Genomic DNA, 25,144 nt, shown 5'->3' with positions numbered 1-25,144 from the left:
GCATCGGCCCCGTATCCCTGATCAAGGCAGGTTTCGGGTGGTTCGCGACGCCGCCAATGGCGATATTCGGGGCCAAGGAGTAATTGCCATGAACGCCCAGATATCTTTGACCAAAACCGATATGCTTGAAGCCATGCCGATGAAGCCTGTCCCCACCCTTGAACGCGACGTCACGCCGGAAGGCAGCGACTACGAGGTCGTTCGCCGCGCCATCGAGAAGATCAGCCTCGACTATCGCGACCAACCTTCGCTGGAAGAACTGGCGGAAGCCGTCGGCGAGACCCCCACCGGCCTGCAGAAGCTGTTCACCCGCTGGGCCGGCCTGTCGCCCAAGGCCTTCCTGCAGGCGGTTACGCTGGACCATGCGCGCAAGCTGCTGGATTCCGGCATGCCCCTTCTGGAAACCTCGTTCGAGGTCGGCATGTCGGGCCCCGGACGCCTGCACGATTTGTTCGTCACCCATGAGGCGATGTCGCCGGGCGACTACAAGAACCGCGGCGCCGGCCTGACGATCCGCTATGGTTTCCACATCTCGCCTTTCGGCGTCGCACTGGTCATGGTGACGGACCGCGGCCTCGCCGGCCTGTCCTTCAACGATGCCGGCGACGAACGCGCCGCCTTCGCCGACATGTCGGGCCGTTGGCCGAACGCCAACTATGTCGAGGACATGTCGGCGACTGCGCCCTATGCCGCCCGCATTTTCGACCCTGCCAAATGGCGGGCGGACCAGCCGCTGCGCGTCGTCATGATCGGCACCGATTTCCAGCTCCGCGTCTGGGATGCCCTGCTGCGCATTCCGATGGGCAAGGCCTGCACCTATTCCTCAATTGCCGAACGCATCGGCCAGCCCACGGCCAGCCGCGCGGTCGGTGCGGCCGTCGGCGCCAATCCGCTGTCCTTCGTGGTGCCGTGCCATCGCGCCATCGGCAAGTCCGGCGCGCTGACCGGCTACCACTGGGGCCTGACCCGCAAGCGCGCTATCCTTGGCTGGGAGGCGGGTCAATTGCAGGCGCCCGCCGCTTGAACAGGCGCGGCCCGAACAAATTGAGGCAAAGCCCGGCGATCACCAGCGCCGACGCGATCAACTTCCAGTCCTGCACGGGTTCGCCGAGCAGGACCGCCGAGCCCAGGAAGCCGAAGACTGGCACCAGAAGCGTGAACGGGGCGACGGTGGAAACCGGATAGAGGCCAAGAAGGCGGCTCCATACCGCGAAGCCGAACAGCGTCGACAAATAGACGATGTAGGCGATCGAGCCGGCCGAAACCCAGTCAAGGCCGGTGAAGCTGTCGAGGAAGGTCTCCCGCTCCAGCACCATCGCCACGATGAGCAGCGGCGGCAGCGCGATCAGGCTGCCCCACACCACCAGCCCGAGAACATTGACCGAGGCGTTGGTCTGCGAAATACGCTTCGAGACCACATTGCCACCGCCCCAGGCCGCCGCCGCGCCGATCAGCAGCGCCAGCCCCGCCAGCGTCACCTCGCCGCCGACATGCGCGGCGACCAGCCCGACGCCGCAGAACGCCAGCAGCGCGCCGGAGATCTGCCATACGCTCGGCCGCTCCCCGAGCAGCACCACCGAAAGCCCGATGGTGAAGAACACCTGCAATTGCAGGATCAGCGAGGCGAGGCCGGCGCTCATGCCGATCTTCATGCCGGTGAACAGCAGCCCGAACTGCAGGGCGAAGATCATCAGCCCATAGCCCGCCAGCAGCCGCAACGGCACGTCCGGACGCCGGATGAAGAATACCCACGGAAAAGCCGCGAGGAAGAACCGCGCCACCCCGAGCCCCAGCGGCGATACCTGGCGCAGGCCAAGCTTGATGATAGCGAAGTTGACGCCCCATATGGCGACCACGACCAGGGCAAGCAGGAGATGGCGCAGGCGCATCGTTCAATCCATCTTATGGGGAAATCAAATAGCTGAAACCATTGTACTTTTCACCTTAGCGCAGGCATAGGCCGCGCGACAGGCACGATACCGGCCTGTCCTATGGACCAGCGGCCCGACCTGCACGGCATAGGCCGCGTCATCGAGATCGCAGCAATTGGCGAAAACTCATCGACGTTTCGTATTTCCATTCCTGCCGGCAATGGTTAGCTTCCCGGAAAATTCTGGGAGGCTTTTCATGATCATCGTCATCGGCTCGATCAATCTGGACCTGATCGCCACGGTCGACCGGCTGCCGGGAGCCGGCGAAACAGTGCCCGGCAGCGGCTTTTCCACCGCGCCCGGCGGCAAGGGCGCCAACCAGGCGCTGGCCGCGGCGCGGGCCGGCGGCCAGGTGCGCATGGTCGGGGCGGTCGGCAAGGACAACTTCGCTTCCGAAGCGCTGGCACTGCTGAAAGGTGGCATGATCGATCTTTCGGGCGTCGGCGAAACCTTCGCCTCGACCGGAACCGCGCTCATTCTCGTCGGCGGCGACGGCGAGAACATGATCGCCATCGTGCCCGGCGCCAACGGATCGGTCGTTCCGGGGGACCTTTCGAAGGCCTTCCTGAAAAAGGGCGACATCGTGCTGCTGCAGCACGAAATCCCGTTGGCGACCGTGGATGCGGCGCTCGACGCGGCGAAGAAGGCCGGCGCCGTCACCATCCTCAACACCGCTCCCTTCCGCGCCGAAGCGGCGGATATGCTTGCCAAGGCCGACTATGTCGTCGCCAACGAAACCGAATTCGATCTTTACACGGAGGCGCTTTCGCTTTCCGGCCGCGACCGGCAGGCAAGGATGAAAGCCTTCGTCCAGAAGACTGGCCACACCATCGTGCTGACGCTTGGCGGCGATGGCGTCATGGCCGCGACGCCGGAGGGTTTTCTGCAGGTTCCGGCGCTCGCCATCAAGCCAGTCGATACAGTCGGGGCGGGCGACACCTTCTGCGGCTATCTGGCGGCCGGTATCGCGGCCGCGCTGCCGCTCGAAGAGGCGCTCCGGCGCGCGGCCGCGGCCGGTTCGCTGGCCTGCCTGAAGCCTGGGGCGCAACCGGCCATTCCGCTCAAGGCCGATGTCGACGCCGCCCTTGCCGGCTGAAGAGTCAAATGACCCCTGCCCTTGCCGATTCCTCCAATCGCCCATCTTGCCTGGGTGATTTCTCCATGCATTGATGGCGTCAAACCAAGGAATGAGCCATGTCCGCTTCGCTTTATGCCGCCTATCTGCTGGCCTGCCTGATCATCATCCTGGTGCCGGGTCCGACCGTCACCCTCATCATCGCCAACTCAATCCGCCACGGCGCCCGTTCGGGGCTGGCGAATGTCGCCGGTACACAGGCAGGCCTCGCGGTCATGATCGCCATCGCCGGCATCGGCCTCACCTCGCTCATCGAAGCCATGGGACACTGGTTCGAATGGGTGCGCCTGATCGGCGCCGCCTATCTGGTCTGGATGGGCATCCAGATGTTCCGCTCCAGAGGAAACCTCAACCCTGACGGCAGCGCCCGTAAGCCGCGCGGCGGCTTCTTCCTGCAAGGTCTTCTGGTCGCCTTGAGCAATCCGAAGACGCTGGTGTTCTTCGGCGCTTTCTTCCCGCAGTTCATCGATCCCGCGGGCAATTATGCCCTGCAGATCGCCGTCATGGGCGCGACCGCCATGGTCTTCGCCGCCGTGTCGGATTCCACCTATGCGCTCGCCGCTGGCCGCGCCGGCAAGGCGCTCTCCGCCGGCCGCATCCGGCTGCTGTCGCGCATCAGCGGCAGCTTCCTGATCGGCGGCGGCCTCTGGCTGGCGTTCTCGAAGGGCAAGTGAAAGGCTGTTCCTTCTCCTACAAGGGGAGAAGGAATAGCCGCGCCCAGCTCCCTACAGACGCCCCAACCGCTCCACCAGCAGCGCGAAGAACCCGTCATGGTCGATGTCGCGTATGACAAGGGCGTTCTTCGGCCGCTTCGTCACGCCCCACCAGTCGATCACGGTCATGCCCATGGTCAGCTCCGACGTGGTTTCCACCGCGACGTTGCAATGGCGGCCCTTGAACAAGGCCGGCTTCAACAGATACGCGATCACGCACGGGTCGTGTAGCGGTCCGCCGTCGGTGCCATACTTTTCCTCGTCGAAACGCTCGAAGAATTCCAGCATGTCGGCGGTGGCGTTGCCGACGCGGGTGCCGAGGTCACGGAAGGCCTGTGTGCGCCTGGCGCTGGTCAGCGCCTTGTGGGTGACATCGAGCGGCATCATCACGATTGGGATTCCGGAGCGGAACACGATATCGGCCGCATGCGGATCGACATAGATGTTGAATTCCGCCGCCGGCGTGACGTTGCCGCCTTCGAAGAAGCCGCCGCCCATCAGCACGATCTCCTTGATGCGCGGCGCGATGCGCGGCTCGCGGATCAGCGCCAGCGCGATGTTGGTCAGCGGCCCGAGCGGACACAGGGTAATCGTGCCGCTTTCCTCGCCCATCAGTGTTTCGACGATGAAGTCGACCGCATGTCTGTCCTGAAGCTTCATGGCCGGTTCGGCAAGCTCCGGACCGTTCAGCCCGGTCTTGCCATGCACTTCCTCGGCAGTGACCAGTTCGCGCATCAGCGGACGGATCGCACCGGCGAACACCTTGATATCCGGGCGGCCGGCCAGTTCGCAAATCTTGCGGGCGTTCTTTTCGGTCAGTTTCAGCGGCACGTTGCCCGCTACGGCGGTGATGCCGACCACCTCCAGTTCCGCGCTGCCCAGCGCCAGGAGAATGGCGACGGCATCGTCCTGACCGGGATCCGTATCGATGATTATCTTGCGTAAAGCGGGCATTCTTTATCCTTGTCGGTGGAGTCTTTCGGGGGAACGATTGCGCTAGCTTGAAACGCCTTGAACTTGGCCTTTCGGCAGACCATATCAAGGCTACCGTGAAGAATGCCAGTATGGGTTTTTCCGGTTGATGTCGCTCCTGGAGGACAGCTGAAACATGTCTCGAATGACGCCATTTTCCAGCCCTTTGCTGCTGGGTTTCGACGCGATGGAGAAGACCCTGGAGCGTCTGGCAAAATCCGGCGACAGCTATCCGCCTTACAACATCGAACGATTGCGCGGAACCGAAGGCGCTGCCGAACGGTTGAGAATAACGCTTGCCGTTGCAGGGTTCGCGGAAAGCGACCTGGATGTGACGACGGAAGAAAACCAGCTCGTCGTGCGCGGCCGCCAGGCCGACGAGACCGAGCGGGAATATCTCCACCGCGGTATCGCGGCCCGTCAGTTCCAGCGCTGCTTCGTTCTTGCCGACGGTATGCGGGTTGTAGGAGCGGAGTTGAAGAATGGTCTTTTGTCCATCGATCTGGACCGGCCGGAAGCCGAAAGACTGGTACGGAAAATAAATATATCGGTGAAAGACTGATCTTTGCCGATGGCTCTCATGCGGGACGGCCCAGTCGGCGCCTCGCTGAAAGGAGGCTGAAATGACCAGCATTGACGAAAGACTGACGATGACCAGCGGTGAATTCGCCCATCTTGGCGAGGGTTCCGTGGCCTATGTGCGCAAAGTGTCCAGCGACGATCTTCGCGGCCGTTTTCCGGGTCTCGACGAAATCGCGCCCGGTCTCGAACTATGGGCGCTGTTTTCCGCCAATGGCGAACCGATCCTGCTTTCCGACGCACGTGAGCGGGCGCTTGCCGGCGCCATGGAAAACGATCTGGTGACGGTCGCCATCCATTGACGGCTGACCGCGAGGCTGAATGCCTCGCGCAGCGTGAAGGCTGCTGAGACCGCCCGAACGAAAAAGGGCCGCCAATGGCGGCCCCGATGCGGTCAAGAGTTCATTCCCGATTGAAATTACAGGATTCAGGCGGCGTGCGAGGCTGGCGTCTGCGACAGCAGCGCGAGGATCGCCGCCGAATCGCGCGTACCGCGGACCTTGGCCACAGTATCGCCATCGCGCAGCACGCGCGCGATCCGCGATAGCGCCTTGAGATGATCCGCACCGGCGCTCTCCGGCGCCAGGAGCAGGAACACCAGATCCACCGGCTGGTCGTCGAGCGCCTCGAAATCGACCGGGGTTTCCAGCCGCGCAAAGACGCCCGTAATCCGTTTCACACCGGCCAGTTTGCCATGCGGTATGGCGATCCCGTTGCCGACACCGGTGGAACCCAGGCGCTCGCGCTGCAGGATGGTGTCGAACACCTCCCGCTCGGGAAGACCCGAAATGACGGCGGCGCGCTCGGCAAGAAGCTGCAGAAGCTGCTTCTTGGAGTTGGCCTTCAACGTCGGCAAGATAGCCGAAACGTCGATCAGGTCGCTCAAGTCCATTTTCACGATATCCTTTGTTCGCCCGCCATTGCTGGCTCATGCCGGAATGGCGGATCGGCCTTTATCCCTCGGCGACTTTCGCCGTCGAGGGGTCGATCCAGCCGATGTTTCCATCCGGCCGACGGTAGACGATGTTGAGATGCTCGTTTCCGGCATTGCGGAAAACAAGAACGGGGCTGTCCTTGTTGTCGAGCTCGATGACGGCCGAAGCCACGGACATGGTCTTCAGAGTCATGGTCGATTCGGCCACGATGGCCGGAGCATAATTTTCGGGAATGTCTTCGTCGTCGTCGGCAAGGGGCGCCATCACCGTGTAGGCGACATCGGTGGCGTTGCCGTCAACCGCACCGGTCGCGTGGGACTTCAGCCGTCGCTTGTAACGTCGAAGCCGGGTCTCAAGACGGTCCGCGGCGGCTTCGAACGCCAGCGTGGCGTCTTGCGCATCGCCCGTCGCCTGCAGCGCGGTGCCTGAATCCAGCCGTACCATACAATCCGCCGTATAGCGCGAACCGGCCTTGACCACCGTGACGTGGCCTGAAAATCCACGGTCGAAATATTTCCCGATGGCCTCTCCGACACGGTCGTTGATGCGCGTACGGAACGCATCCCCGACATCCATGTGTTTCCCCGATATGCGCAGCGTCATATGAAATTTGACCTTCCCTGCTCAGGCATCACACTCTCCGGAGTTTATACCCGTGGTCCGTGCGCACAAGCTTCGCGGCGCCATTCGCCCCGATTTTTAAGTCCGAATTTGCGGCTGGCTCCAAGCCGTCCGCGTTGCCGTTCCCCAGCCAACGACGTGACGGACCGTCCGCATGCAGGCCCCGCGGGCCCATCTCATGCGGGCGGGCTTCTAGACACTTCGGCGGAGCTTGTCAACGAAACGGCGAGCCTGTGGATACCCGGCAAGGCCACTGGACGATCACCGGCCGGCACTGGCCATGGCGCGTTTTTCGCGCCGACGCTGCACGGAAGACGGGATATTCATGCCTTCCCGGTATTTTGCGACCGTCCGGCGGGCGATATCGACGCCGCTCGCCTTCAACTGATCGACAATCGCATCGTCGGAAAGCACGTCCTCGGACTTCTCCTCGTCGATCATCTGGCGGATACGATCGCGCACCGCCTCGGAGGAATGCGCCTCGCCGCCCTCCGCCGAGGCGATGGCGGCGGTGAAAAAATAGCGCAGCTCGAAGACCCCGCGCGGTGTCAGCATGTATTTGTTGCTGGTCACCCGGCTGACGGTGGATTCATGCATGCCGATGGCGTCCGCCACCATGCGCAGGTTGAGCGGTTTCAGATGCCGCACGCCATGGGCGAGAAACGCGTCCTGCTGGCGCACGATCTCCGTCGCCACCTTGAGGATCGTCTTCGCCCGCTGGTCAAGGCTGCGCGTCAGCCAGTTGGCGTTCTGCAGGCAGTCGGAAAGGAAGTCTTTCTCGAGCTGGTTCTTCGCGTGGCTGGAAACATGGGCGAAATAGATCTGGTCGACCAGAACCCGCGGCAGCGTGTCCTGATTCAATTCGATGGTCCAGCTGCCGTCATTTGCCGTCCTCACCTCCACGTCCGCCACGATCGCATCGCTGGCGCCGCCGGAGAACACCGTGCCCGGACGGGGATCGAGCGCCTGGATTTCCGCCAGCATATCGAGCAGATCATCCTCATCGACGCCGCAGAGGCGCTTGAGCGTATGAAAATCGCGGCGCGCCAGAAGCTCGAGATTGGCAACGAGCGTTTTCATGGCCGGATCCAGCCGGTCCCGCACAGCCAGTTGCAGCGACAGGCACTCCGCCAGGTCGCGCGCAAAGAGTCCGGCCGGCTCGAAGGTCTGGCAAACGGCCAAAACCCTGTCGACGGAAGCCATGTCCGCGCCCAGCCGGTCGATGACCTCCTGTGTCTCGCTGCGTAGATAGCCTGCCTCGTCCAGCCCATCCGCCAGTTCAGCGGCGATCAGACGGTCGGCCGGCTGGACGAAGCCCAGCGCGATCTGCTCGGCCACGTGGTCCCGCAGGGTCGTCCTGACCGCGGCCATGTTTTCCATGGCGAAGGCGTCGGAGGCGGGACCATTGCCGGTGGGAGCCGACTTCCATTGCGCCGAAAGATCGGGGCCCAGCCTTTCGCTAACGCCCGGATCGTCCGGGAAAAGGTTTTCCAGGGATGAATCGAGTTTTTCTGAGATTGCCTCGGAAGACCAGGCCGTCTCCCCTTCGAACCAGTCTCCTTCAGCAGCCGCGCTCGCATCGGTATCGGCCGCTTTCAGGGCTTGGTCGCTGGCGGCGTCGTCCTGAGGGTCGGCGCGCTCGATGAGCGGATTGCGCTCGATCTCTTCGTCGATGAAGCGCTCCAGCTCCGCATGCGTGAACTGCAGCAGCCGAATCGACTGCATCAGCTGCGGCGTCATCACCAGCGACTGCGATTGCCTCAACTGTAGTTTGGCGGTCAGCGCCATGGCCTTGGATCAACGCCCTTCACGCAAAAAACTTCTGCCCGGCATAGAAACTGGCCCGGCTTTTGCTTGTCAAGGCAAATAGCGCCGCCGACGGCGGTTCCGACCGCGGGAGAACCGAAAAGCAGCAGCGATTTTGGACGGGGAGCGCCAGCATGGCGCATTCACGGGAAGCGACGGATAGCGGGTTTCAGCTGCTCAGAGCGTGAAGCCTTCGCCGAGATAGAGGCGGCGCACATCGGGATTGGCCACCACTTCCTCGGCCTTGCCGTGGGTCAGCACCTCGCCGGCATGGATGATGTAAGCCCGGTCGATCAGGCCGAGCGTCTCGCGTACATTGTGGTCGGTGATCAGAACGCCGATTCCGCGTTGCGTGAGATGACGCACGAGTTGCTGGATATCGGCCACGGCAATTGGGTCGATGCCGGCAAACGGCTCGTCCAGAAGCATGTAGTTGGGCCGGCTGGCCAATGCCCGGGCGATTTCCAGACGCCGCCTTTCGCCGCCAGACAGCGACAGCGATGGCGCCTTGCGCAAATGGCTGATGTGGAATTCCTCGAGCAGAGCGTCGAGGCTTTTTTCGCGTTCCTTGCGGCTCTTTTCCACCACTTCCAGCACAGCGCGAATGTTCTGTTCGACATTCAGCCCGCGAAAGATCGAGGTTTCCTGCGGTAGATAGCCGATGCCGAGCCGGGCGCGGCGGTACATGGGCATGGAAGTCACATCGAAACCGTCGATCTCGATCGTGCCCTCATCCACCGGCACCAGTCCGGTGACCATGTAGAAGCATGTGGTTTTGCCGGCGCCATTCGGACCGAGCAAGCCCACCGCCTCGCCGGCGCGCACACCAAAGGAGACGCCGCTGACGACCTTGCGGCCCTTGTAGCTCTTGGTCAGCCCCTTGGCGATCAGGGTGCCCTTGAACTTGGCGCTTATGGCGGAATCCGAGGCCGGCGCGGCCGCGCCTTTCGAACTCCTGGATAGGAATCGCGGCAATGCAGTCACGGCCATCAGGGCTTCTGTGAACCCGGCGTGATCGACATCATGACGCGGCCGCCCGAACCGGCCTTCGCGCAGCCATCGACCTGGGCGAGCCCGGTTTTCATCTGCACCGTCAGCTTGCAGCCGACCAGCACGTTGGGGCCTTCGGAGAGCACCACCTTCGAACCGGACAGGACAAGCACCTGGCTTTTCATGTCGAAGGTGCCTCGATCGCCAGTGGCGACCTGTGTATCCGACTTGATGTAGACCTTGTTATCGACTTCGAGGTGATCAATGTTGGCCGACCCGGTGGCAGCCGAGCCACCGTCCTTGGCGTAAAAGACTTTCATCGAGCCTGCCTTGAGCAGGGTCGGACCCTGGACAACGCTGACATTGCCGGTGAATACGGCCACATTGTCCTCCTGCCGGACCTCCAGCTTGTCGCTTTCGATCTGGATCGGCTTGTCGCCGCTCAGCTTCAGGCCCGACATGGTGCTGTTGGCAGCGTTGGCATTCGCGCCGTCGGACTGTGCGAGCGCCGGTACGGCCCCTGCCAGCATCAAGGCCGTAGCCGCAGCGATAAGCCTGATCGAACTACTGGGCCGCATTCGTCTCTCCGCTTTGATTTTCGGCCGTCTTCAATTTGGCCGGATCGATGTTGACGCGCACCCGCTTCTCGAAAATCAGGATCTTGCCGTTGTTTTCCACCGACATCGTATCCGAACTGATGCGCGATCCGTCGCGGGTGATATCGACAGGATCATTTGTCTTCATATTGCCTTTGCCCATGTCAAGGAAGGCCGATTTCAGTTTGACCACCATGCCGTCATTGGTGCTGACCGTAACCGCGCTGTCGAGATCGATGGTGTTGTTCTCGCGGTCGTAGATGCCGCGGGCAGCGTTGATCGTGGCCGTTGTCTTCTCGTCGATCGGCAGCTTGGCGTCGATGCCTTCGAGTTCGATGATGTTTTCCTTGGAAGCGTCCTGCACGGCCCTGATAGCATTCATGGAATAGGGCAGGTTCTGCTTGGTAAAGCCCTCAAGCTTTGGATTGGCCATCACAAGCTTGCCGTCGCTGAAAGCGCTGTTTTCCGTTTTGACCGGAACGGCGGCCGGCGCCACCATGTAGGAGTAGACCGGAAACGCGATGGCGATGATCGCGGCGGCCAACGGCAGCGCCAGCTTCAGGAACCGCACGCGCTGCGAATGCCGCTGGGCATTGCCGAAGGCAACCTCCAGCCCGGACGTGTCATTGGTCGTGGCAGTCACGTCCTGCTCCACATTCTTCGCTTTGGTCGGTCGCGCCAAAATCCAATCTTTCCGGCAATTCGCCGCGTCTATGTCGCCTACAGTTTGTGTTGCCGGGCCCTGCGAACAAGCACAACCCGAAGAAAGTCGCAAAAATATGTCTGCTTCGCTGCCTGAACGCCTGCGCGTTCGGCCAGCCTGCGCGAAACCTGACTGGCGAGACACGCTTTTCATGGTCGCGCGCGATCACAAACAGCCAGCCAAGGTTAATTTCCAGTGAACGCCCGCACGGCATTTCCGTCAAGGCCACCTTCAAGACCGGCCTTTTCAGGAAAGCGGTGGCGAGCGGCTGGCGGTTGCTCTAAAAGCAGCAGCTTGCGCAGACACGAGGCTGTTATGACAATCAGAGCCGAAGATTTGATCGACCGACGCCGCTTGCGGCGCAAACTCACCTTCTGGCGTGTGGCCGCGCTGGCCGTCGCCGCCGCCGGCGTCCTCGCCTTGGCGCTCTGGTTCTACCGAGAAGATATGGGCGGCTCGGCCGTTGACCACATTGCCAAGGTGAAGATCGAAGGCACGATCACCGAAGATGAGGAACTGATCGGGCGGCTGGAAAAAATCCGCGAATCGAAAAGCGTCAAGGGCGTCATCCTGACTATCGATTCGCCCGGCGGCACCACCGCGGGCGGCGAATCGATCTATGACGAGGTGCGCAAGCTCGCCGGCGACAAGCCGGTCGTCGCCCAGGTTGGCACGCTTGCCGCTTCGGCAGGCTATATGATCGCCAGCGCCGCCGACCATATCGTCGCGCGCAAATCCTCGATTGTCGGCTCGATCGGCGTCCTTATCCAGTTTCCCGACGTGACGGGTCTGATGGAAAAGGTCGGAGTCAAGCTGGAAGAAGTGAAGTCGTCGCCGCTGAAGGCGGAACCCTCGCCTTTCAACCCGACGACGGATGAGGAACGCGACATGGTTCGCAAGCTCATCCTCGACAGCTACGACTGGTTCGTCGGCATCGTCGCCGAGCGGCGGTCGATGACGCGGCCGCAGGTGCTGGCGCTGGCCGACGGTTCCATCTTCACCGGCAGGCAGGCGCTCACCAACAAATTGATCGATGCCGTCGGCGGCGAGCAGGAAGCCATCGACTGGCTGGCGACCAAAGGCGTCGACGAAAAGCTGAAGGTGGTCGAATGGAAGAATACGGAGAGCCGCGGCGGCTTCCTTTTCTCCAAGGCGCTGACCCAGACAATCGCCAAGGCTCTCGGCTTGCCCGAATACAGCGGTGACCTGGCGCGCGAACTTGGCATGGATCGCTTGTTCCTTGACGGTCTCGTCTCGGTCTGGCACCCTTGAATTCCGTTCGATAGAATGAAAAACCGAATAAAATCATCCTCCTAATTTTGACTTCATCGTTTTCACGGGGAACGTCGGCATGATCAAATCCGAGCTTGTGCAAATCATTGCGACACGCAATCCACACCTGTTTCTGCGCGACGTGGAGAATATCGTCGGCGCCATTTTCGACGAGATTACCGATGCCCTTGCCGATGGAAATCGTGTCGAATTGCGGGGCTTCGGCGCCTTTTCGGTCAAGAACCGGCCAGCGCGCACCGGCCGCAATCCGCGCACCGGCGAATCGGTCGAGGTCGAGGAGAAGTGGGTGCCGTTCTTCAAGACCGGCAAGGAATTGCGCGAGCGGCTGAACGGCGGCAAATAACGCCGCCAATCGCCGCGCCCAACCGGAAACGCAGCCCGGACAACGCTACCATGTTCAACCGCTTCCTGCTGATCGTCGTCTTCGTGCCGCTGGCGGTCATCCTGATCGCGCTGGCGGTGGCGAACCGGGAGCTGGTTGCCTTCACCATCGATCCGTTCAATCCCGGTAATCCGGCCCTCACCGTGACCCTGCCGCTGTTCATCTTCCTGTTCGCCGCGATTGCGCTCGGCATGGTCATCGGCAGCATGGCGACCTGGATCCGGCAGGGGCGCTACCGCAAGCTGGCGCGCCAGCGCGGCGTTGAGGCCGAAAACCTGCGCCAGGCAGTCGCCGCCCGTCCACCGGTGGCGCAAGGACCGGCTTTGCCCAAGCCGAACGGACCATAGGCGCGCGCTTGCACGACGGATTATCCTGATGCTGACCATTTCGGCCGCCGAGGTCGACCGGGCGCTGACGTTTCCGGGCCTGGTCGAAACCCTGCGCTCCGCCTTCCGCGAGGGAGCGGTGCAGCCCGTCCGGCACCATCATGCGATCGAGCGCCCGCCCGGATCCGGCTCGACGCTTCTGCTGATGCCGGCATGGACTGATTTCGACAATGCCGAAGCATCAAAGGACGGCCATATAGGGGTCAAGATCGTCACCGTCTCGCCAGACAACAATGCAGTCGGAAAGCCGGCGGTGATGGGTCTCTATTTGCTGTTGAACGGCGCGACAGGCGAACCGCAGGCGCTGATCGATGGCCAGAGGCTGACGCAGTGGCGCACGGCCTGCGCTTCGGCGCTGGCCGCCGACTATCTGGCGCGCGGGGATGCCTCGCGGCTGCTTGTGATCGGCGCCGGCGCGCTGGCGCCCTTTCTCGCCAGAGCTCACGCCGCGATGCGGCCGATCACCTCCATCCATATCTGGAACCGCACGCCGGCCAATGCGGAAAAGATCGTCGATGACCTGCGGGCTGACGGGTTTTCAGCCGAGGTTGCGACGAATCTCGACGCCGAACTGGCCGGGGCCGACATCGTCTCCTCCGCGACCATTTCGGCAACCCCCCTCGTCAGGGGCGCGCTGCTCAAGCCCGGCGCGCATGTCGATCTGGTCGGCGGTTTCACGCCGGCGATGCGCGAGGCGGATGACGATGCGATCCGCCGCGCCCGCGTCTATGTCGATACCCGCGCCGGAGCCACCAGGGAAGCCGGCGACATCGTCCAGCCTCTCGCTTCCCGAGTGCTTGCACCAGAGGCGATCGTCGCGGATCTCGCCGAATTGGCGCGTGGCGAGAAAAAGGGACGGGAAAGCGGCGCCGAGATAACGCTGTTCAAATCTGTCGGCGCGGCCCTTGAAGACCTCGCCGCGGGCATTGCCGTCTATGAGGCTCTCAGATAGATGCAGCCTGACGGCGCGGCTTCACAAGCCGACCGCGCACCGACCGATGTCACGTCCCTGGAGCACTCTCATGAACCGCAATGGTCTTTATGCCGTGATCGGCGCGCTGATTGTCGCGGTCATCGCGCTCGGCATCTATGTCTACCGGGAAGAACAAAAACCTGAAGGCGTCGAGTTGAAAATCGACGACAGCGGCATCTCGATTCAGAAAAATTGACGGCCGGCCGCTCAGGAGGCGGTCAAACACGTCCTTCAGCGTTTTGGATCAGCTTATTGGGATTCGCTTGCCGGCCGGTTTTGCGGGGCCCCGCGATAGGCGTCCCGGCCGATAGGGGATTGCGCCCGATCCCTCAAAAGACCTGTGATCCGCGCAAAGCTCGAGAAGGACTTACGAGCCTCCTCGGCGCTCATCTGGCCATTCATGGCCGCGGCGCAGCAGTTCACGGCGCATAGATAAACAGGGCCCCGCCTGCCGACAGGCCAATTCCTCAGGAAAACAGTTGCTCCGGCGACACTGTCGATTTCCTGGACAGGGTGACCGGAGCCGAGTGATACACGCACCGGCGAGAAGAACTGCAGGCGATCCATAGGCAAGGCCTCCCGAAGTTTTTATTTTTAAGAGACAACCCTATTAAACTCTCAAAACGACAGCCAGTTCCAGAAAATTTTCAGAAAGATTAAACGGCAACCGAGCGACGGCCCGCCTTTGCGGGCGAGCCGTCGGGACATGGAGGGACATGTCCGTGATCCTAATGGAAAAGGATCGCCCGGCAGAACGTCGAGCCGGCGCAGCAGTTCCATGGCAGTGGAAAGAATCTTCGACGGCTGAGGCCTCGGCGGGCTTAACCCGCCCTTAAACCGCCGCATCTAGTCTTCACCCGGAACGCCATCGGCACAGGGACGTAAGGGCGCATGGCGAACCGCAGGGACAGACGCATCGAGCCGAGCTTCGACGGTCCTTCAAGGACTGGTTCGTCGAGCGGCTTTTCGGTGCGGGAGGAGGACCGCGTCGTGCCGTCAAATCGGAAATCTCCCGCCAAGCGCAAGAAGTCCAAGGCCCGGTCTTCCCGTCGTGGCAGCAGCAGGCGCGGATTGTTCGGTCTGTTCGGCCGCCTGTTCTACTGGTGCTTCGTGCTCGCCATCTGGGGCGGCATCGCCGCCGCCGGCATCGTCGTCTACTATGGCGCGAAAATGCCGGCCGCCACGACATGGTCGATCCCGGACCGCTCGCCCAACATCAAGATCGTTTCCGTCGATGGCCAGCTGATCGCCAATCGTGGCATGAGTGGCGGCGAGGCTGTCGGTCTGCATGAAATGTCGCCCTACATCCCCCAAGCGGTCATCGCCATCGAGGACCGGCGGTTCTATTCGCATTTCGGCATCGACCCGATCGGCCTGACCCGGGCCATGGTCACGAACGTCATGGGCGCACGCTTCACCCAGGGCGGCTCGACGCTGACTCAGCAATTGGCCAAGAACCTGTTCCTGAAGCCCGACCGCACCGTGGAACGCAAGGTCCAGGAAGTGCTGCTCGCCCTTTGGCTGGAGCAGAAGCACACCAAGGACCAGATCCTCGAAATGTATCTCAACCGGGTCTATTTCGGTTCGGGCGCCTATGGTGTCGAAGCCGCTTCCCGCCGCTATTTCGGCAAGAGCGCGCGCGACGTGACGCTGGCCGAGGCCGCACTTCTGGCAGGTCTGCTGAAGGCCCCATCGCGCCTGTCGCCTGCCCGCGATCCCAAGGCTGCCGAGGAGCGCGCCCAGCTCGTCCTCGCAGCCATGAAGGACGAAGGCATGGTCAGCGACAAGGAACTGGCCCGCGCCATGAGTGCGCCGGCGACGCGCGCCGCTTCCTACTGGACGGGGTCCGAGAATTACGTCGCCGACACGGTTATGGAGGAACTGCCCGACCTTATCGGCGATGTGCGCAGCGATATCGTCGTCGATACGACGGTGGATCTCAACCTGCAGAAGCTCGCCGAGGACTCCATCCGCCGGCTGATCGACGAGAAGGGCAAGAAACTCGACGTCAGCCAGGGCGCGCTGGTGTCGATCGACAATTCCGGCGCCGTGCGCGCCATGGTCGGTGGCTATGATTACTCCACCAGCCAGTTCGACCGTGCCTCGGAAGCCCGTCGCCAACCGGGTTCGGCTTTCAAGCCGTTCGTCTACATGGCTGCGCTGGAGGCAGGCCGCACCCCAGACAGCGTGCGCAACGATGCGCCGATCAAGATCGGCAAATGGACGCCAGCGAATTTCGACGGCAAGTATTTCGGCAAGGTCACGCTGGCGACGGCGCTGGCCAAGTCGCTGAACTCGGTCGCGGCGCAACTGACGATGGAAGTCGGGCCGGATGCCGTGGTCGAGGCCGCGCACCGCATGGGCATCCAGTCCGACCTGCAGAACAACACGTCGATTGCGCTCGGCACCTCGGAGGTCACGCCGCTGGAGCTGACCTCCGCCTATGTGCCCTTCGCCAATGGCGGCTACCGGCCTGAAATCCATTTCATCCGCCGCGTGACGACGACCGAGGGCAAGCTGCTCTACGCCAATGACGGCGGCAGCGCGCCACGCGTCGTGCGGCCGGAAGTGGTCGGCATGATGAATTCGATGATGACCGGAACGGTCGAGATCGGCACCGCCCGGAAAGCCGCTTTCGGCTGGCCTTCGGCCGGCAAGACCGGCACCAGCCAGAATTCCCGCGATGCCTGGTTCGTCGGCTATACCGCCAACCTCACCACCGGCGTCTGGTTCGGCAACGATGACGGCAAGCCGATGAAGCGCGTTACCGGCGGCGCGTTGCCGGCGCAGGCCTGGCATGAATTCATGATGGCGGCGCACAAGGGCGTTCCTGTCGCGCCGCTGCCGGGAGCCTGGAAATCGTCGCCGCCCGCCGACACCATCGTGCGCAGCGACCCCTCCGGCAAGCTGCCGCCGGCAATGGTCCCGCAGGCGGATGTCGGCGCGCAGCAGGATGCGGCAGCACAGCCGCGCCGCGCCCCAAGACCCGCGCGCTCGGTCGATGGCGGCGGTTTCGGCATGCCTGATGACGATGAGCCGACCGCCTCGATCAACCGGCCGGTGCCGCCCGGCGACGTCGGCGGACCGCTGAAGAAGCGGCAGACCTCCATCCTCGACATCCTGTCGGGCGGCTGAGACCTCGCAGCTGAGGGCATAACGGGCTCGGACGCCGTTCAGGAAGAACCTGCTGGTATCTGTCGCAGGTCTGGTTACAGCCGCACGCTTCCGCTACATGTCATCGCTGGAGACAGCGATGACGCAGACCGACACCAGAAAGACGATCGTGCTGACCGGCGCCAGCCGTGGCATCGGCCATGCGACAGTCAAGCGCTTCTCCCGCGAGGGCTGGCGGGTCATCACCTGTTCGCGACAGGCATTCGCCGACAATTGCCCCTGGCCGGCCGGCCCGGAGGATCACATCAAGGTCGACCTCGCCGACCCCGAAGATGTTGGCGTCGCGGTTTCAGAGATACGTCATCGGCTTGAGGTCAATGGCGGCCAGCTTCACGCCCTCGTCAACAATGCCGGCATTTCGCCGAAGCTGAAGGACGGCAACAGCCGCATGGACTCCATCGATACGCCGATGCATGTCTGGCGCGATGTGTTTCAGGTGAATTTCTTTGCCCCGATCATGCTGGCGCGCGGGCTGTTCAAGGAACTTGCGGCGGCAAAGGGTTCTATCGTCAATGTCACCTCGATCGCCGGTACCCGCGTGCATCCTTTCGCCGGCACCGCCTATGCGACCTCCAAGGCGGCGCTGGGTTCGCTGACCCGCGAGATGGCGCATGATTTCGGCCCGCATGGCATTCGAGTCAATGCCATCGCTCCCGGTGAGATCGACACGGCCATCCTGTCGCCCGGCACGGACAAGATCGTCGAGACCATCCCGTTGCGGCGGCTCGGCGCGACGGCGGAAGTCGCCGACATCATCTATTTCCTGTGCTCCGAGCAGGCTTCGTATGTGACCGGCTCGGAAATCCATATCAATGGCGGCCAGCACGTATAGCCAACGCTGGCTGGCCTCAAAGACTACGCTGTGAGCGACGTCTGCGGCACCGCGGGCTTATCCTCCTCGCCCACGAGCGCCGGCTCGGCCCTGCCGCTCAGCACCGTCTCGACGATGCCGCGCGCGATTTCGCGCTCGCCCATGATCACCGTATCCGCCCCGAGCCCGGTCAGATGCTCGACCTCGGCATCGGAATGCGCCCGCGCAATGACTGAAATCGCCGGGTTGGCGGCCCGCGCGCGCAGAATGATCTGGCCGGCCTCGAATGCGTTCGGTATGGCCAGAATCAGCCGCTCGGCGCCCGCGGCGTTGGCGGCGGCGAAAACATCACCGCGCGCGGCGTTGCCAGAAACGGTTTCTATTCCAGCGAGCTTCAACTGCGCCAGCACCTTGTCCGCGTCCTCGATGACCAGGAATGGCCGTCCGGCCAGCTTCAGCGCCGTCCCCACCAGACTGCCCACACGGCCATAGCCGATCAGGATCGTATGGCCGGAAAGGTTCGTCGCCGGCGGCGGACCGTCCTCGGACAGCTTGGCCGAAGCGGCCGTTGCGGCGACCATGCCGGGTGCGGTCGCCGGCCCCGTGGGCCTTGCCGCGGCCTCTGGTTCTTTCGCGGGGGCGCGGCTTTCCAGCCATGGTTTCAGGCGGTCGATGGCGGCGAACATCACCGGATTGAGGACGATGGAGAGGATTGCGCCGGCCAGGATCAGGTCGCGGCCTTCTTCCGGCAGCAGATTGAGGCCAACCCCGAGCTCGGCAAGGATGAAAGAGAATTCGCCGATCTGCGCCAGGCTGGCGGAGATCACCAGCGCGGTCGCCGGCGGGTGGCCGAAAGCCAGCACGATCAGGAATGCCGCCGCCGATTTGCCGATCACGATGATGAACAGCGTCGCCAGGATGGGTGCCGGGTGCGCCAGCAAGCTGGTCGGATCGAACAACATGCCGACGGAGACGAAAAACAGCACGGAAAAGGCATCGCGCAGTGGCAGAGACTCTTCCGCGGCGCGATGGCTGAGTTCGGACTCGCTCATGATCATGCCAGCGAAGAAAGCGCCCAGCGCCAGTGAAACGCCGAACAGATGGGCTGCGCCGAAGGCGACTCCGAGCGCGATCGCCAGCACCGCAAGCCGGAAAAGCTCGCGCGAGCCTGTATGCGCGACATAGTGCAGGATCCATGGAATGACCCGGCGTCCGACGACCAGCATCACCACGACGAACGCGGCAACTTTCAGCAACGTCAGGCCGACTACGCCCCAGATGCCGTAATCCGCGGGCAGCGAAAACAGCCCACCCGTGGCATGCGCGGCGTCCGCTTCCTGCCCGCCCAGCACTCCCGCCAGCGCCGGCAGCAGCACCAGCGCCAGAACCATGGCGAGGTCTTCGACGATCAGCCAGCCGACCGCGATGCGGCCGCGCTCGGTCTCGATCAGCCGCCGCTCCTGCAGCGCGCGTAAAAGCACCACGGTGGATGCGACGGAAAGCGCCAGTCCGAAAACCAGCCCTGCGCCCATCGTCCACCCAAGCAGCCAGGCTAGGCCAGCGCCAAGCGCCGTCGCGAAGGCGATCTGCACGACAGCGCCCGGCACCGCGATAGCCCGAACGGAAAGCAAATCCTTTAATGAAAAATGCAGGCCGACGCCGAACATCAGCAGGATCACGCCGATCTCGGCCAGCTCCAGCGCCAGCCCCTGGTCGGCGACGAAGCCGGGCGTGTTGGGGCCCACCAGCATGCCAGCGATGAGATAGCCCACCAGCGGCGGCATGCGGAACCGGTTTGCGATCGCGCCGAAGACGAATGCCAGCCCCAGACCGGCGACTATTGTGGCGATAAGGGGCGTGTCATGCGGCATTGTCTATGGAGCGCCTTTCAAAATACTGATGTGGGATGCGCAACGGAACCCCGCCGCTCCCGCCAATATGGTAGACGGTGCGGGGGGCGCGCAACCCTTGAAAGACGTTAAACTTGAGGGTTTTGCTAGAATTTAAGCCGATACGGTGGCTGTTTCGGCTTCACGCCGCCTTGAGGACCTGCTCGATATCCCAGACCGGCTGGTTGGTCAGCGTCTTGACAATCTCCGCCTTGACCTTGTCGGAAACCTCCTTGTGCAACTTCTTGCGCATTGCGCCCAGAACCTGCGGCGGCGCCACCAGTACGATCTCCTCGAACTCGCCGCGATGCGCCAGCTTGTAAAGGCGCTCCGCGATCTCTTCGCCGAAGCGCTCCTTGCTGAGGCGGTGCCAATCCGTCTCCTCATAGGCGCTGTTGTGTGATGAAGGTCCATCGCTGTGGCGGCCCGGCCGTTCGACACCCTGCTCGCGCGTGGCCGGATTCTCCTGCGTCATCTCGGTCGCCACCTTGAAATCGGGAAACCTGGCGTCGCCTTCGTTCTTCAGGAAGAGCGCCTTTTCGCCATCCGCCACGACCACCCAAAGTCCATGCTTCAGCACGATATTTTCCATGACACTTCCTTTCGAACGCTGCGCAACCCGCCCGGGTCCCAACGTCGGCGCGAGCAGGAATGTTCCGCCCGAGTGCGCGGCGTTGGCGCAACGTGATGGGAAGGGACCAATTTAATCTACTAATCTAATAGAAATTAGCACCGCATGTTTTGGACTTCTCGTGGCTTAGGGCTACAAACACGCGGCTTGGCCTCGCATGGGGGATGAAAATCCACCCCAGGCCGTGTTCTGGAATGTTTTTCTCCGTCTTTTTATGCAATCAGAAAATCGATTGCCTACACCGGAAGGGTGCGCGAGTGCGTTCCTTCTGCATGAAGACGCTTGCCGGTAGAACTGCTCGCCAGAACGAGATTTTGCAATGCAGCATGAGTCCCAGGAAAAGCCCAGGCTGAACGCCTTCCCCATCTTCATGCGGGTTGAGGGAGAAGTGGTGGCGATCGTCGGCAGCGGCGACGAAGCTCTGGCGAAAGCCCGGCTTCTCGGCCAGTCGAGCGCCAGCCTGCGGATCGTCGCCAAGAACGCTGAGCCGGCGCTTCTCGATTTCATTGCCCGGCACCGCGCGGTCCACGTCGAGGCCGACTATGCGCACGAGCATCTTGAAGGTGCGGTGATGGTGTTTGCCGCCACCGCCGACGAGACGCTGGACACAAGGATCGTCGCCGACGCGCGCCGCATGGGCATCCCGGTCAACGCGGTCGACCGGCCGGAACTCTGCGATTTCTTCACGCCCGCTCTGGTCAACCGCGCGCCGTTGGCAGTCGCCATCGGCACGGAAGGCGCTGGCCCGGTCCTGGCCCAGATGATCCGCGCGCGAATAGACCAGATGCTGTCGCCGTCGCTCGGCGCGCTGGCCGGACTCGCTGCCTCGTTCCGAGATGCCGCCGAAACACTGTTGCCGAGGGGCAATCCTCGCCGCCGTTTCTGGTCGGATTTCTTCAGCGGGCCGACGGCGCGGGCCGTCGCTGCGGGAAACCTTTCGCTTGCGCATGACGCCGCAACCGAACTGCTCCTTTCCAGGACGCCTGCTGTGGGTCATATCGCGCTGGTCGGCGCAGGCCCCGGCGCGGAAGACCTGCTGACGTTGAGGGCGCAGCGCCTGCTCATGGATGCCGATGTCATCGTTTTCGACGCGCTGGTGCCGGAAGCGGTCGTCGCCATGGGCCGTCGCGATGCCGAGCGCATGCCGGTCGGCAAGCGCAAGGGCTGCCATTCCAAGAGCCAGTCCGAGATCAATACGCTGCTGGTCGCCCTTGGCCGCGAAGGCCGGCGTGTCGTCCGCCTGAAAAGCGGCGATCCGCTCGTCTTCGGCCGCGCCGGCGAGGAAATGGCCGCGTTGCGCGACGCCGGCATTTCCTACGAGGTCGTGCCGGGCGTCACCGCGGCCTTCGCCGCCGCCGCGGATTTCGAACTGCCGCTGACGCTGCGCGGCGTCACCTCGTCGATGGTTTTCACCACCGGCCATGACTTGAAGGGCGGCACGCTGCCCGACTGGGCAAAGCTTGCCATTTCCGGCGCCACCGTTGCTGTCTATATGGGTCGTTCGGTTGCCGCCGAAGTCGCGGGGCGTCTGATCGAATCAGGCCTTTCGCCCGACACGGCGGTGGCGGTGGTCGAAAACGCCAGCCTGTCCAATCGCCGCCGCTTCCATGGCACGCTGGCCGATTTGCCCTCGCTGGAAGCGCGCCGCGATCTGAGCGGACCCGTCATGACCATCATCGGTGATGCTGTCGCCGGCGCAAATTTCGATCGCTCCGAGGCGCTGGTCGCACAGAAGCCAACTGTATTCGGGCAGGACGAAGCCTTGGTCAGCGCCGCGGAAGGAAAAGCCCGATGAAGATCCTCACCGGAAACCGCCTGACAGACGGCGAAGCTGTCTGGTATGGCAACGGCGCCTGGCTCGAAACCATCGACAAGGCCGATCTAGCCGACGACAAGGCGGCCGAGGAAAGGCTGGAGGCCATCGGCGCCGCCGCGCTCGCCAACAATGTCGCCATCGACATCAATCTGGTCGATGTAAACGTGGTGGACGGTGTCATCGAGCCGCTGCGCCTGCGTGAAAGAATCCGTGCCGCCGGCCCAACCAATCGCCTCGATCTCGGCAAGCAAGCGGATCATGGATCCGTGCCTGCAGCCTAGAAAGACAAGCCAGCGGGCGGACGCGCCCGGAAAGACGAAACGCAATGTACCGATACGATGAATTCGACCATGAATTTGTGAAGGCCCGGGTCGCCCAGTTCAGCGACCAGGTCCAGCGCCGCCTTGTCGGCGAGATCACCGAAGACCAGTTCCGGCCGCTGCGGCTGATGAACGGTGTCTATCTGCAGTTGCACGCCTATATGCTGCGCATCGCAGTGCCCTACGGCACACTGAATTCGAAGCAGCTGCGTATGCTCGGCCATATCGCCCGCAAATATGACAAGGGCTACGGCCATTTCACCACGCGCCAGAACATCCAGTTCAACTGGCCGGCGCTCTCGGATATGCCGGCCATCCTCACCGATCTGGCCAGCGTCGAGATGCACGCCATCCAGACGAGCGGCAACTGCATCCGCAACGTCACCGCCGATCATTTCGCCGGCGCCGCCGCCGACGAAGTCGCCGATCCTCGCCCCTATGCGGAAATCCTGCGCCAGTGGTCATCGGTGCATCCGGAATTTTCCTACCTGCCGCGCAAGTTCAAGATTGCCGTTACCGGAGCGGAACGCGACCGCGCCGCAATCCAGACGCACGACATTGGCCTGCATCTTAAGAAGAATGCCGATGGCCAGCTTGGCTTCGCGGTCTATGTCGGGGGCGGCCAGGGCCGGACGCCGATGGTGGCGAAGAAAATTCGCGACTTCCTTCCGGGAGAGCACCTGCTGTCCTACTGCACCGCGATCCTGCGTGTTTACAACCTCTACGGGCGTCGCGACAACAAATACAAGGCGCGCATCAAGATCCTCGTCCACGAGACGGGGGCTGATGAAATCACCCGTCAGGTCGAGGCCGAGTGGGAAGCGCTCAAGGACGGCGAATTGAAGCTGCCCGAAGCCGACATCAAGGCCATCGACGCTTATTTCGCGCCGCCGGCGCTGCTCGACCGCCCCGACGGCGACGATGCAGTGAAACTGGCGCGGCTCGATTCGCGCTCTTTCAGCGAATGGCTGGACCAGAACGCCGTCACCCACCGCCATCCCGACTATGCGGCGATAACGATATCTCTGAAGGGCATCGGCGAAGTCCCGGGCGACGCAACTGCCGAGCAGATGGAGGCGGTCGCAGACATTGCGGAGAAATATGCGTTCGATGAACTGCGCGTCAGCCATGAGCAGAACCTGATCCTGCCGCATGTGGCGCGCGCCGATCTCAAGGCTGTTTACGATGCTCTGGTCGAGATCGGATTGGCGACGGCCAACTCGAACCTCATCACCGACATCATCGCCTGCCCTGGCCTCGATTATTGCGCGCTTGCCAACGCCCGCTCCATTTCGGTTGCGCAGGACATTTCACGGCGCTTCGCTTCGCTGGAGCGGCAGCGTGACATCGGCGAGCTGAAGCTCAAGATTTCGGGCTGCATCAATGCCTGCGGTCACCATCATGTCGGCCACATCGGCATCCTCGGCGTCGAGAAGAAGGGTTCCGAGCTCTACCAGGTGACGCTGGGTGGTTCCGCCGACGAGAACACCAGCGTCGGCGATATCGTTGGACGCGGCTTCGAGCCGGAAGAGATTACCGACGCCATCGAGAAAATTGTCGATACCTACCTGGCGATCCGGCTCGATCCTTCCGAGAAGTTCATCGACACCTATCGCCGGATCGGCCTCGCACCGTTCAAGGAGGCGCTCTATGCTGGCGAAACCAAGGCCGCTTGACCGGATCGAATCCGCCGAGGCGGGAGCTGTCGCCCAGGCCGCCCAATTCGAGGCACTTTATGGGCATCTCGATGCGCGCGAGGTCATTGAACGGTCCGTGCGCGAGCTTTTCGCTGGCGAGATTGCCGCGGTATCCTCCTTCGGCGCCGATTCCGCCGTTTTGCTGCACCTGATTGCCGAGGTCGATCACAGCCTGCCGGTCCTCTTCCTCGATACGGGCAAGCATTTTGGCGAAACGCTCGAATATCGCGATGCGCTGGCGGCCGATCTCGGACTGGAGCATATCGAGGTGCTGACCCCCGACGACGCAGCACTGGCGCGCATCGATCCGACCGGCAAGCTGCACGAGACCGACACAGATGCCTGTTGCGACGTTCGCAAGGTGGAGCCTATGGCACGCGGCGTTGCGCCATATCGCGCCTGGTTTACGGGCCGCAAGCGCTTCCAGGCTTCGACCCGGGCCGCGCTTCCTGTCTTCGAGGCGGTTGGCCCGCGCATCCGCATCAATCCGCTGGCGAAATGGACCACCGCCGATCAGGCCGACTATATGCGCGCGCATGCGCTGCGCGAAAACCCGCTCGTCGCCTATGGCTATCTGTCCATCGGCTGCTTTCCCTGCACCGAGCCGGTCAAGCCCGGCGAAGATGCGCGCAGCGGACGCTGGGCCGGCCAGGCAAAGACGGAATGCGGCATCCATCTCTCAGGGCTGGAGCAGTCGCTGACCGGCCCGTCGCGTTGACAATTTGAACCTTGCGCCTGTCGTGGCCCTTCGAACGGCTGCGGCAGGCTGGAAACTTGCCAAAGAATAGGCC

At 62.9% G+C, this 25,144-nt stretch carries 27 protein-coding genes; 16 read left to right on the top strand and 11 right to left on the bottom strand.

Features of this window, described 5'->3' with window-relative positions; genetic code table 11:
* Positions 1–121 precede the first annotated feature (121 nt).
* Positions 122–1,024 (top strand): bifunctional helix-turn-helix domain-containing protein/methylated-DNA--[protein]-cysteine S-methyltransferase, encoded by a 903-nt coding sequence (locus J2X35_RS15730; RefSeq protein WP_056115940.1) that lies wholly within the window; start codon positions 122–124, stop codon positions 1,022–1,024.
* Here J2X35_RS15730 and J2X35_RS15725 read toward each other — a convergent pair.
* Positions 978–1,889: an EamA family transporter gene (locus tag J2X35_RS15725; protein ID WP_310187146.1), complete on the bottom strand. Its 912-nt coding sequence runs from the start codon at positions 1,887–1,889 to the stop codon at positions 978–980. The two genes, J2X35_RS15730 and J2X35_RS15725, sit on opposite strands and share 47 nt — an antisense overlap.
* 238 nt (positions 1,890–2,127) lie before the next feature.
* Between J2X35_RS15725 and J2X35_RS15720 the strand changes: the two genes are divergently transcribed.
* Positions 2,128–3,027, top strand: a complete 900-nt coding sequence (locus tag J2X35_RS15720) for a ribokinase (protein WP_310187145.1) — start codon at positions 2,128–2,130, stop codon at positions 3,025–3,027.
* A 98-nt stretch (positions 3,028–3,125) separates the two neighbouring features.
* The gene (locus J2X35_RS15715) at positions 3,126–3,740 is read left to right on the top strand and encodes a LysE family translocator (RefSeq protein ID WP_310187143.1); all 615 of its coding nucleotides are present in this window, start codon (positions 3,126–3,128) and stop codon (positions 3,738–3,740) included.
* A gap of 51 nt (positions 3,741–3,791) precedes the next feature.
* Here J2X35_RS15715 and J2X35_RS15710 read toward each other — a convergent pair whose 3' ends face one another.
* Positions 3,792–4,733, bottom strand: coding sequence for a nucleoside hydrolase (locus J2X35_RS15710; protein ID WP_310187141.1), 942 nt, complete (start codon positions 4,731–4,733; stop codon positions 3,792–3,794).
* A 154-nt stretch (positions 4,734–4,887) separates the two neighbouring features.
* Between J2X35_RS15710 and J2X35_RS15705 the strand changes: the two genes are divergently transcribed.
* Complete coding sequence (locus J2X35_RS15705) at positions 4,888–5,313, top strand: Hsp20 family protein (RefSeq protein WP_056111755.1); 426 nt, start codon at positions 4,888–4,890, stop codon at positions 5,311–5,313.
* A 61-nt stretch (positions 5,314–5,374) separates the two neighbouring features.
* Entirely contained in the window at positions 5,375–5,632 is a 258-nt protein-coding gene (locus tag J2X35_RS15700; RefSeq protein ID WP_056111758.1) for a DUF1150 family protein, read from the top strand.
* 125 nt (positions 5,633–5,757) lie between these two features.
* Here J2X35_RS15700 and ptsN read toward each other — a convergent pair whose 3' ends face one another.
* The 6 genes from ptsN to lptC all read right to left on the bottom strand — a co-directional run bounded on the left by ptsN (position 5,758) and on the right by lptC (position 10,963).
* Positions 5,758–6,222, bottom strand: coding sequence for a PTS IIA-like nitrogen regulatory protein PtsN (ptsN, locus tag J2X35_RS15695; protein ID WP_056111761.1), 465 nt, complete (start codon positions 6,220–6,222; stop codon positions 5,758–5,760).
* Between the two features lie 61 nt (positions 6,223–6,283).
* The gene (gene hpf, locus J2X35_RS15690) at positions 6,284–6,868 is read right to left on the bottom strand and encodes a ribosome hibernation-promoting factor, HPF/YfiA family (protein ID WP_310187137.1); all 585 of its coding nucleotides are present in this window, start codon (positions 6,866–6,868) and stop codon (positions 6,284–6,286) included.
* Between the two features lie 279 nt (positions 6,869–7,147).
* Complete coding sequence (gene rpoN, locus J2X35_RS15685) at positions 7,148–8,674, bottom strand: RNA polymerase factor sigma-54 (RefSeq protein ID WP_310187134.1); 1,527 nt, start codon at positions 8,672–8,674, stop codon at positions 7,148–7,150.
* Positions 8,675–8,869: 195 nt separating this feature from the next.
* The gene (lptB, locus tag J2X35_RS15680; protein WP_056111768.1) at positions 8,870–9,682 is read right to left on the bottom strand and encodes an LPS export ABC transporter ATP-binding protein; all 813 of its coding nucleotides are present in this window, start codon (positions 9,680–9,682) and stop codon (positions 8,870–8,872) included.
* On the bottom strand, positions 9,682–10,260 hold the full coding sequence (locus tag J2X35_RS15675) for an LptA/OstA family protein (protein WP_310187131.1): 579 nt from the start codon (positions 10,258–10,260) through the stop codon (positions 9,682–9,684). The genes lptB and J2X35_RS15675 overlap by 1 nt, the downstream gene beginning before the upstream one ends.
* Complete coding sequence (gene lptC / locus J2X35_RS15670; protein ID WP_056115944.1) at positions 10,247–10,963, bottom strand: LPS export ABC transporter periplasmic protein LptC; 717 nt, start codon at positions 10,961–10,963, stop codon at positions 10,247–10,249. The genes J2X35_RS15675 and lptC overlap by 14 nt, the downstream gene beginning before the upstream one ends.
* Before the next feature lie 333 nt (positions 10,964–11,296).
* Between lptC and sppA the strand changes: the two genes are divergently transcribed.
* The 5 genes from sppA to J2X35_RS15645 all read left to right on the top strand — a co-directional run bounded on the left by sppA (position 11,297) and on the right by J2X35_RS15645 (position 14,211).
* Entirely contained in the window at positions 11,297–12,253 is a 957-nt protein-coding gene (sppA, locus tag J2X35_RS15665) for a signal peptide peptidase SppA (RefSeq protein WP_310187127.1), read from the top strand.
* A gap of 79 nt (positions 12,254–12,332) precedes the next feature.
* Entirely contained in the window at positions 12,333–12,617 is a 285-nt protein-coding gene (locus tag J2X35_RS15660) for an integration host factor subunit beta (protein ID WP_056111776.1), read from the top strand.
* Between the two features lie 50 nt (positions 12,618–12,667).
* The gene (locus J2X35_RS15655) at positions 12,668–13,003 is read left to right on the top strand and encodes a hypothetical protein (RefSeq protein WP_056111782.1); all 336 of its coding nucleotides are present in this window, start codon (positions 12,668–12,670) and stop codon (positions 13,001–13,003) included.
* Positions 13,004–13,031: 28 nt separating this feature from the next.
* On the top strand, positions 13,032–13,994 hold the full coding sequence (locus tag J2X35_RS15650; protein ID WP_310187121.1) for an ornithine cyclodeaminase family protein: 963 nt from the start codon (positions 13,032–13,034) through the stop codon (positions 13,992–13,994).
* A 70-nt stretch (positions 13,995–14,064) separates the two neighbouring features.
* Complete coding sequence (locus J2X35_RS15645) at positions 14,065–14,211, top strand: hypothetical protein (RefSeq protein ID WP_156459832.1); 147 nt, start codon at positions 14,065–14,067, stop codon at positions 14,209–14,211.
* A 53-nt stretch (positions 14,212–14,264) separates the two neighbouring features.
* Here the strand turns inward: J2X35_RS15645 and J2X35_RS15640 are convergent, their stop codons facing one another.
* The gene (locus J2X35_RS15640) at positions 14,265–14,582 is read right to left on the bottom strand and encodes a DUF982 domain-containing protein (RefSeq protein WP_310187119.1); all 318 of its coding nucleotides are present in this window, start codon (positions 14,580–14,582) and stop codon (positions 14,265–14,267) included.
* Between the two features lie 324 nt (positions 14,583–14,906).
* On the opposite strand from J2X35_RS15640, the gene J2X35_RS15635 reads away from it, so the two are divergent.
* Both J2X35_RS15635 and J2X35_RS15630 read left to right on the top strand, forming a co-directional pair.
* Positions 14,907–17,150 (top strand): transglycosylase domain-containing protein, encoded by a 2,244-nt coding sequence (locus J2X35_RS15635; RefSeq protein WP_310187116.1) that lies wholly within the window; start codon positions 14,907–14,909, stop codon positions 17,148–17,150.
* Between the two features lie 118 nt (positions 17,151–17,268).
* A complete protein-coding gene (locus J2X35_RS15630) occupies positions 17,269–18,021 on the top strand; it encodes an SDR family oxidoreductase (RefSeq protein WP_310187114.1) in 753 nt (250 codons plus the stop codon).
* 23 nt (positions 18,022–18,044) lie between these two features.
* On the opposite strand, the gene J2X35_RS15625 is transcribed toward J2X35_RS15630, so the two are convergent.
* Together J2X35_RS15625 and J2X35_RS15620 are read right to left on the bottom strand one after the other, a co-directional pair.
* Positions 18,045–19,871: a cation:proton antiporter gene (locus J2X35_RS15625; protein ID WP_310187111.1), complete on the bottom strand. Its 1,827-nt coding sequence runs from the start codon at positions 19,869–19,871 to the stop codon at positions 18,045–18,047.
* A gap of 160 nt (positions 19,872–20,031) precedes the next feature.
* Positions 20,032–20,481: a host attachment family protein gene (locus tag J2X35_RS15620; protein WP_310187110.1), complete on the bottom strand. Its 450-nt coding sequence runs from the start codon at positions 20,479–20,481 to the stop codon at positions 20,032–20,034.
* A 358-nt stretch (positions 20,482–20,839) separates the two neighbouring features.
* On the opposite strand from J2X35_RS15620, the gene cysG reads away from it, so the two are divergent.
* From cysG to J2X35_RS15600, 4 genes are read left to right on the top strand one after another with little or no spacing between them, the layout of a single operon-like run.
* On the top strand, positions 20,840–22,315 hold the full coding sequence (gene cysG, locus J2X35_RS15615) for a siroheme synthase CysG (RefSeq protein ID WP_310187108.1): 1,476 nt from the start codon (positions 20,840–20,842) through the stop codon (positions 22,313–22,315).
* On the top strand, positions 22,312–22,617 hold the full coding sequence (locus J2X35_RS15610; RefSeq protein ID WP_056111801.1) for a DUF2849 domain-containing protein: 306 nt from the start codon (positions 22,312–22,314) through the stop codon (positions 22,615–22,617). The genes cysG and J2X35_RS15610 overlap by 4 nt, the downstream gene beginning before the upstream one ends.
* A gap of 44 nt (positions 22,618–22,661) precedes the next feature.
* Positions 22,662–24,332, top strand: a complete 1,671-nt coding sequence (locus J2X35_RS15605; protein ID WP_310187104.1) for a nitrite/sulfite reductase — start codon at positions 22,662–22,664, stop codon at positions 24,330–24,332.
* Positions 24,307–25,071 carry a phosphoadenylyl-sulfate reductase gene (locus J2X35_RS15600; RefSeq protein WP_056111808.1) on the top strand — a complete coding sequence of 255 codons (765 nt, stop codon included), beginning with the start codon at positions 24,307–24,309 and terminating at the stop codon, positions 25,069–25,071. The genes J2X35_RS15605 and J2X35_RS15600 overlap by 26 nt, the downstream gene beginning before the upstream one ends.
* Positions 25,072–25,144 lie beyond the last annotated feature (73 nt).

Origin of the sequence: Mesorhizobium sp. BE184, from assembly GCF_031457045.1 — a bacterium.
Lineage (GTDB): Bacteria > Pseudomonadota > Alphaproteobacteria > Rhizobiales > Rhizobiaceae > Mesorhizobium.
The sequence above is the reverse complement of the archived record's forward strand: the minus strand, read 5'-3'. Positions and strand labels throughout refer to the sequence as shown.

Coding starts and splice junctions, on each gene's coding strand:
- J2X35_RS15650 (WP_310187121.1), top strand. CDS start 13,032: ATGCTGACCATTTCGGCCGCCGAGGTCGACCGGGCGCTGACGTTTCCG.
- J2X35_RS15605 (WP_310187104.1), top strand. CDS start 22,662: ATGTACCGATACGATGAATTCGACCATGAATTTGTGAAGGCCCGGGTC.
- J2X35_RS15635 (WP_310187116.1), top strand. CDS start 14,907: ATGGCGAACCGCAGGGACAGACGCATCGAGCCGAGCTTCGACGGTCCT.
- J2X35_RS15720 (WP_310187145.1), top strand. CDS start 2,128: ATGATCATCGTCATCGGCTCGATCAATCTGGACCTGATCGCCACGGTC.
- J2X35_RS15655 (WP_056111782.1), top strand. CDS start 12,668: ATGTTCAACCGCTTCCTGCTGATCGTCGTCTTCGTGCCGCTGGCGGTC.
- J2X35_RS15730 (WP_056115940.1), top strand. CDS start 122: ATGCTTGAAGCCATGCCGATGAAGCCTGTCCCCACCCTTGAACGCGAC.
- J2X35_RS15645 (WP_156459832.1), top strand. CDS start 14,065: ATGAACCGCAATGGTCTTTATGCCGTGATCGGCGCGCTGATTGTCGCG.
- rpoN (WP_310187134.1), bottom strand. CDS start 8,674: ATGGCGCTGACCGCCAAACTACAGTTGAGGCAATCGCAGTCGCTGGTG.
- J2X35_RS15725 (WP_310187146.1), bottom strand. CDS start 1,889: ATGCGCCTGCGCCATCTCCTGCTTGCCCTGGTCGTGGTCGCCATATGG.
- cysG (WP_310187108.1), top strand. CDS start 20,840: ATGCAGCATGAGTCCCAGGAAAAGCCCAGGCTGAACGCCTTCCCCATC.
- J2X35_RS15710 (WP_310187141.1), bottom strand. CDS start 4,733: ATGCCCGCTTTACGCAAGATAATCATCGATACGGATCCCGGTCAGGAC.
- J2X35_RS15715 (WP_310187143.1), top strand. CDS start 3,126: ATGTCCGCTTCGCTTTATGCCGCCTATCTGCTGGCCTGCCTGATCATC.
- J2X35_RS15620 (WP_310187110.1), bottom strand. CDS start 20,481: ATGGAAAATATCGTGCTGAAGCATGGACTTTGGGTGGTCGTGGCGGAT.
- J2X35_RS15705 (WP_056111755.1), top strand. CDS start 4,888: ATGTCTCGAATGACGCCATTTTCCAGCCCTTTGCTGCTGGGTTTCGAC.
- J2X35_RS15610 (WP_056111801.1), top strand. CDS start 22,312: ATGAAGATCCTCACCGGAAACCGCCTGACAGACGGCGAAGCTGTCTGG.
- lptB (WP_056111768.1), bottom strand. CDS start 9,682: ATGGCCGTGACTGCATTGCCGCGATTCCTATCCAGGAGTTCGAAAGGC.
- ptsN (WP_056111761.1), bottom strand. CDS start 6,222: ATGGACTTGAGCGACCTGATCGACGTTTCGGCTATCTTGCCGACGTTG.
- J2X35_RS15600 (WP_056111808.1), top strand. CDS start 24,307: ATGCTGGCGAAACCAAGGCCGCTTGACCGGATCGAATCCGCCGAGGCG.
- sppA (WP_310187127.1), top strand. CDS start 11,297: ATGACAATCAGAGCCGAAGATTTGATCGACCGACGCCGCTTGCGGCGC.
- J2X35_RS15675 (WP_310187131.1), bottom strand. CDS start 10,260: ATGCGGCCCAGTAGTTCGATCAGGCTTATCGCTGCGGCTACGGCCTTG.
- hpf (WP_310187137.1), bottom strand. CDS start 6,868: ATGACGCTGCGCATATCGGGGAAACACATGGATGTCGGGGATGCGTTC.
- J2X35_RS15630 (WP_310187114.1), top strand. CDS start 17,269: ATGACGCAGACCGACACCAGAAAGACGATCGTGCTGACCGGCGCCAGC.
- J2X35_RS15625 (WP_310187111.1), bottom strand. CDS start 19,871: ATGCCGCATGACACGCCCCTTATCGCCACAATAGTCGCCGGTCTGGGG.
- J2X35_RS15700 (WP_056111758.1), top strand. CDS start 5,375: ATGACCAGCATTGACGAAAGACTGACGATGACCAGCGGTGAATTCGCC.
- J2X35_RS15640 (WP_310187119.1), bottom strand. CDS start 14,582: ATGGATCGCCTGCAGTTCTTCTCGCCGGTGCGTGTATCACTCGGCTCC.
- J2X35_RS15660 (WP_056111776.1), top strand. CDS start 12,333: ATGATCAAATCCGAGCTTGTGCAAATCATTGCGACACGCAATCCACAC.